This window comes from Methylibium sp. (assembly GCF_031393925.1).
Classification (GTDB): Bacteria; Pseudomonadota; Gammaproteobacteria; order Burkholderiales; family Burkholderiaceae_C; genus Methylibium.
The window spans coordinates 1-4,959 of sequence record NZ_JANMWL010000153.1; the positions used below are offsets into that span (position 1 = coordinate 1).

At 70.9% G+C, this 4,959-nt stretch carries 6 protein-coding genes; 2 read left to right on the plus strand and 4 right to left on the minus strand.

Translation table 11 applies throughout. The features are described from left to right. On the plus strand, positions 1 to 189 hold a 189-nt coding region (locus RMO12_RS08655; RefSeq protein WP_309638979.1), incomplete at its 5' end, for a Rid family hydrolase. A 28-nt stretch (positions 190 to 217) separates the two neighbouring features. Next, positions 218 to 592 carry a glutaredoxin family protein gene (locus RMO12_RS08660; RefSeq protein WP_309638980.1) on the plus strand — a complete coding sequence of 125 codons (375 nt, stop codon included), beginning with the start codon at positions 218 to 220 and terminating at the stop codon, positions 590 to 592. A gap of 90 nt (positions 593 to 682) precedes the next feature. On the opposite strand, the gene RMO12_RS08665 is transcribed toward RMO12_RS08660, so the two are convergent. The 4 genes from RMO12_RS08665 to RMO12_RS08680 all read right to left on the minus strand — a co-directional run bounded on the left by RMO12_RS08665 (position 683) and on the right by RMO12_RS08680 (position 4,862). Next, positions 683 to 1,324 (minus strand): L-threonylcarbamoyladenylate synthase, encoded by a 642-nt coding sequence (locus tag RMO12_RS08665; protein ID WP_309638981.1) that lies wholly within the window; start codon positions 1,322 to 1,324, stop codon positions 683 to 685. Positions 1,325 to 1,334: 10 nt separating this feature from the next. Further along, complete coding sequence (locus tag RMO12_RS08670; RefSeq protein ID WP_309638982.1) at positions 1,335 to 2,279, minus strand: DMT family transporter; 945 nt, start codon at positions 2,277 to 2,279, stop codon at positions 1,335 to 1,337. Between the two features lie 178 nt (positions 2,280 to 2,457). Beyond that, positions 2,458 to 3,348, minus strand: coding sequence for a 3',5'-nucleoside bisphosphate phosphatase (locus RMO12_RS08675; protein WP_309638983.1), 891 nt, complete (start codon positions 3,346 to 3,348; stop codon positions 2,458 to 2,460). A 365-nt stretch (positions 3,349 to 3,713) separates the two neighbouring features. Then, entirely contained in the window at positions 3,714 to 4,862 is a 1,149-nt protein-coding gene (locus tag RMO12_RS08680; protein ID WP_309638984.1) for a PQQ-dependent sugar dehydrogenase, read from the minus strand. Positions 4,863 to 4,959: the final 97 nt, after the last annotated feature.

Here is a 4,959-nt window from a genome sequence, read left to right on the forward strand (position 1 = left end):
GCCGGGAGCAGCAAGAGCAAGCTGCTGCGCGTGGAGATTTTCCTCGCCGACCTGGCCGACTTCGCGGCCTTGAACGAGCTGTGGGAAGCGTGGCTGCCTTCGGGCGCCGCACCCGCGCGCGCCACCGTGCAGGCGGCGCTCGCCCGGCCGGCCTGGAAGGTCGAGCTGGTGGTGACCGCGGCGGTCTGACAAGACGCCGTCGTCCGGGGCCCACGCGATGCCTCATCAACCGCGAACCGGGGTGCGCGGCCTGGCGGTGGCGGCCGTCGTGGTTGGCGCGGCGGCGCTCGGTGCGGGCGGCTGGCGCGAGTGGTTCTCCGGCCGCCATGCGGCCGAGCTGGTGCAGACCGCGCGGCCGGGCGACATCGTGATGCTGTCCACCGCGAGCTGCACCCACTGCGCGCGAGCGCGTGCCTGGCTCGAGGCGCATGCGGTGCCGTTCGACGAATGCCGCATCGAGGCAAGCGCCGATTGCGCCGCGCTCTATCAGGCCGCGGGTGCGCCCGGCACGCCGGTGATGCTGGTGCGCGGCCAGCCGCAGACGGGTTTCGATCCGGCGCGACTGGCGGGCGCGCTGCGCATGGCGCGTTGATCGAGTCGCTCACTCGAGCGCATCCAGACCTGTGGTCCCGTCGATCACTGCGGGCGAACCGCGCGACGCAAACCGTCTTGACCCTGGCCGCTAGCCCATCAAGCCGAGCGCCGCCGGGTCGCCGCGCCCGCGGCGCACCAGCACCGGCTCGTCGCCGCTCAGGTCGATCACCGTGGTCGGCTGCATCGGGCAGGCACCGGCGTCGACGACGGCTTGCAGCCGCTTCTCGAAGTGCGCGCGGATCTCCCGCGGGTCGTTGAGCGGCTCCTCGGCGCCGGGCGGTATGAGTGTGGTGGCGAGCAGCGGCTGGCCCAGGGCGGCGAGCAGCGCCTGCGTGACGGCGTGATCGGGCACACGCAGCCCGATGGTGCGGCGCGAGGGGTGCGAAACGCGCCGCGGCACTTCTCGGCTCGCTTCGAGGATGAAGGTGTAGGGGCCGGGCGTGGCGAGCTTGAGCAGGCGGAACTGCTGGTTGTCCACGCGCGCGTAGCTGGCCAGCTCGCTCAGGTCGCGGCACAGCAGCGTGAGGTGGTGCTTGTTGCCGCTCTTGTCATCAAGGCCGCGCAGGCGCCGCAGCGTCTGGGCCGCGGCCTTGTCGTCCAGATGGCAGACCAGCGCATAGCTCGAGTCGGTGGGAATCGCGGCGATGCCGCCGCCGTGCAAGATTTGCGCGGCAAGCGCGATCAGCCGCGGCTGCGGGTTGTCGGGGTGGACCTCGAAGTACTGAGACATGGCGTCGTCGTCAGTCGGCCACCGGCGCGGCGGCTTCCACGTCGCGCGCCGGTGCGCGCTCGCGCAGGTTCAGCCACACCGACACGCCGCCGCACGCCGCCACCACCGCCATGCCGACAAAGGCCCAGCCGTCGGGCACGTGGCCGAAGGCGAGCCAGCCGGTGAAGCTGGCGAAGGCGATCTGCACATAGGTGAACGGCATCAGCACCGGCATTGGCGCGACGCCGAGCGCGACGATCAGGCACAGGTGGCCAGCGGTGCCGGCGCAGCCGGCCAGCAGCAGCAGCGCCCAGGTCGAAGCCGGCGCGGCCGCGAGCAACGGCCCGGCATCGACGCTGCTCAGCAGCAGGATCGACGAGACGATCAGCGTGCCGACGAAGCCGGTGTAGAAATGCGTGGTGAGCGGATGCTCCACGCCCGACAGGCGCCGCGTGAGCAGCTGGAACGTCGCATACACCAGCGCCATCGCCAGCGGAAAGAGGGCAACCCAGCCGAACAACCCGCTGCCCGGGCGCACCACGATCAGCGCGCCGGCAAACCCGCCCACCACCAACAGCGCACGAAACGCCGATACCCGCTCGTGCAGGAGCGTGGCAGCGAGCAAGGTCACCAGCACGGGGGTGAGCATGCCGACCGCGGTGAACTCGGCCACCGGCATGTACTGGATGCCAAAGAACAGCAGCGCGCTGGTGAGCAGGAGCAGCGCACCGCGCAGCACCTGGAAGCGCGGGTGCGCGGTGGCGAACAGATTGCCGCCACCGCGCAGCGCGCGCACGCCGAGCCACGCCGCCATGATCAGTGCCTGCACCGAGTAGCGCGCCCACAGCACCAGCAGCACCGGCAGGGTCTGGCCGACGTATTTGGCGGTGGTGTCGAGCGTGGAGAAGCACATCGCCATGAGCAGGATCAACATCACGCCGAGCAGCGGTCGCTGCGCGGTCGCCGTGGCGTTCAATGGAGCCCCCACGTCGCCTGGCGGCTCGTGCCCCCCACGGGGGCGCTCGCCCGCCTTGGGGCGGCCCGGCGGCGGGTGAACGAGAGCCCCCACGTCGCCTGGCGGCTCCTGCCCCCCACGGGGGCGCTCGCCCGCCTTGGGGCGGCCCGGCGGCGAGCGAGGCCGGGCACGGCCGGGGTCACGGCCGCTGGACCCGCGCTTCGATTGCCTCCCACACCGGCGACAGCGTGCCGGGCAGCCAGGGCAGGGCGCCGAGGTCGACGCGGCTTTCGTTGGGCGAGTGGAAGTCGCTGCCGCGCGAGGCGAGCAGGTCGAATTCGCGCGCCATGTCGGCGTACTTGAGGTATTCGGCGCTGGTGTGGCTGCCGGTCACCACCTCGACGCCGCGTCCGCCGTGGGCGATGAATTCGGAGAACAGCGCGTACTCCTCGGTGGCGGTGAACTTGTAGCGCCCCGGATGCGCAATGACCGCAGCGCCACCGGCTTCGCTGATCCAGCGCACCGCGTCGCCCAGTCTGGCCCAGCGGTGCGGCACGTAGCCCGGCTTGCCTTCGGTGAGAAAGCGCTTGAACACCGCGTAGGTGTCGGCGCACACGCCCGACTCCACCAGATGCCGCGCGAAGTGCGTGCGCGAGATCAGTTCCGGGTTGCTCACGTACTGCAAGGCACCTTCGTAAGCGCCCGCGATGCCGACTTTTGCCAGGCCGGCCGCCATGTCGCGCGCCCGCTGCTCGCGGCCACCGCGCGTGGCGGCCAGGCCGGCGCACAGCGCGGTGTCGTCGGCGTCGAAGCCCAGGCCGATGATGTGGACCGTGGTGCCGGCAAAGCTCACCGAGATTTCGGTGCCGGTGAGGTAGGGAAGGCCCAGCGTCAAGGCCGCGTCGCGCGCCCGCTGCTGGCCGCCGACTTCGTCATGGTCGGTCAGCGCCCACAGCTCCACCCCGTTGGCCTTGGCCCGCGCCGCCAGCGCCTCGGGCGCGAGCGTGCCGTCGGACACGATGGAGTGGCAGTGGAGGTCGGCGTTGAGGACGGGGGAATTCACCCGGAGATTGTAGGAAGCGATGCGCATCGGTGCGCCGCGGCCCACGACCGGGTCATTTGCGCCGCCGGCTCGCGGCTGCCTGCTTGGGTTGCGGCGCGGGTGAGCCAGCCGGTGCCTCCCCCAGGGCAGGCGGTGGAAGCACCGGCTCTCGCTTGGCAATCGGCGGTTGCGCGTCGCCGAAGGCCGTGAATCGGGCGCGGATGCGAGAGATCAAGTCTCGAGTAGGCGCGGTGGGTTCCTGCCGCTCGCTCAGAACATCGCAGGCAGCGTTCGCGCCACCCTGACCAGCCGTGTCTGCACGCTCGAAATTCGCGATGTGTCAAACAACATTCTTGATTCTGTGAGTCTGAATGGAGTCCGATGATCAACGCGGCATGGTGGGTGTCGGCGTTCTACGGCTCGACTCGCAGCACCCGCCCATTGGCCTCGTCGGTGAGCAGATAGAGGTAGCCGTCGGGCGCGAGGCGCACGTCGCGCACGCGCTCGCCGACCTCGTGGCGGTGTTCGCGCACGACGCGCTTGCCGTCGAGCTCGAGCCGCACCACTTGGCGCGCGCGTAGGGCGCCGACCAGCAACTGGCCGCGCCACGCCGGGTAGCGCGTGCTGGGGTCGACGAAGGCCATGCCGCTCGGTGCGATCGACGGCACCCAGTAGGTCAGCGGCGCGACAACGCCTTCGCGCGCCGTGCCTTCGCCGATGACGGCGCCCGTCATGTACTCGCGACCAAAGGTGATGACGGGCCAGCCGTGGTCGGCACCGGCGCGCGGGACATTGAGCTCGTCGCCGCCCTGTGGCCCGTGCTCGTGCGTCCACAGCTCGCCGGTGGCGGGGTGCAGTGCCGCGCCCTGGATGTTGCGGTGGCCGTAGCTCCAGATCTCGGGCAGCGCGCCGTTCTTGCCGATGAAGGGGTTGCCGGGGGCCGGTGCGCCTTCGTCGGTGATGCGGACGATCTTGCCGTGGTGGGTGTCGAGCGTGTGCGCGTCGTCGCGGCGGTAGTAGCGATCACCGAGCGTGACGAACAAGCTGCCGTCACGGGCAAACACGAGCCGCGAGCCGAAGTGGGCGGTGGAGTCGAACTTGGGTGACTGGCGAAAGATCACGCGCACGTCGGTGAGCGTGAGCGCCTGCAGGTCGAGACGCCCGCGCGCCACGGCGGTGCTGTTGCCGTTCTGGCCGTTGGCGGCCGGTTCGGCATAGCTCCAGTAGACGAGGCTGTTGTCGGCAAAGCGCGGGTGCAGCACCACGTCGAACAGGCCGCCCTGGCCGCGCGCAAACACCGGCGGCACGCCGTGCAGCGGCTCGGACAGGGTGCCCTCGCGTGACACCAGGCGCATGCGGCCGGCGCGCTCGGTGACGAGCATGCGACCGCTGTTCTCGAAGTCGGGCAGGAAGGCGATGGCCCAGGGGTGCTCGAGACCGCGTGCGATTTCGGTGCTGCGCAGCGGCTCGGTCGCCGGGCCCGCGGCGCCGACCATGGCGGCCGAGGCGCCCGCAACCAACCGGGCGTGGAGGTGGCGGCGGGCGGGTGGGCTTGGCTTCATCCTTCAAGAATGTAGCTGCGAGGTAGAAGGCGCGTGCGGTGGTCGGGTTGGGGGCGTTGCTTGCGTTCGTGCCTGTTTTGCAAAGTGTGGCGGGAGG

Bases quoted from the DNA above. Each gene is read 5' to 3' on its own strand.
- RMO12_RS08660 (WP_309638980.1), top strand. From the start codon at position 218: ATGCCTCATCAACCGCGAACCGGGGTGCGCGGCCTGGCGGTGGCGGCC.
- RMO12_RS08665 (WP_309638981.1), bottom strand. From the start codon at position 1,324: ATGTCTCAGTACTTCGAGGTCCACCCCGACAACCCGCAGCCGCGGCTG.
- RMO12_RS08675 (WP_309638983.1), bottom strand. From the start codon at position 3,348: ATGCGCATCGCTTCCTACAATCTCCGGGTGAATTCCCCCGTCCTCAAC.
- RMO12_RS08680 (WP_309638984.1), bottom strand. From the start codon at position 4,862: ATGAAGCCAAGCCCACCCGCCCGCCGCCACCTCCACGCCCGGTTGGTT.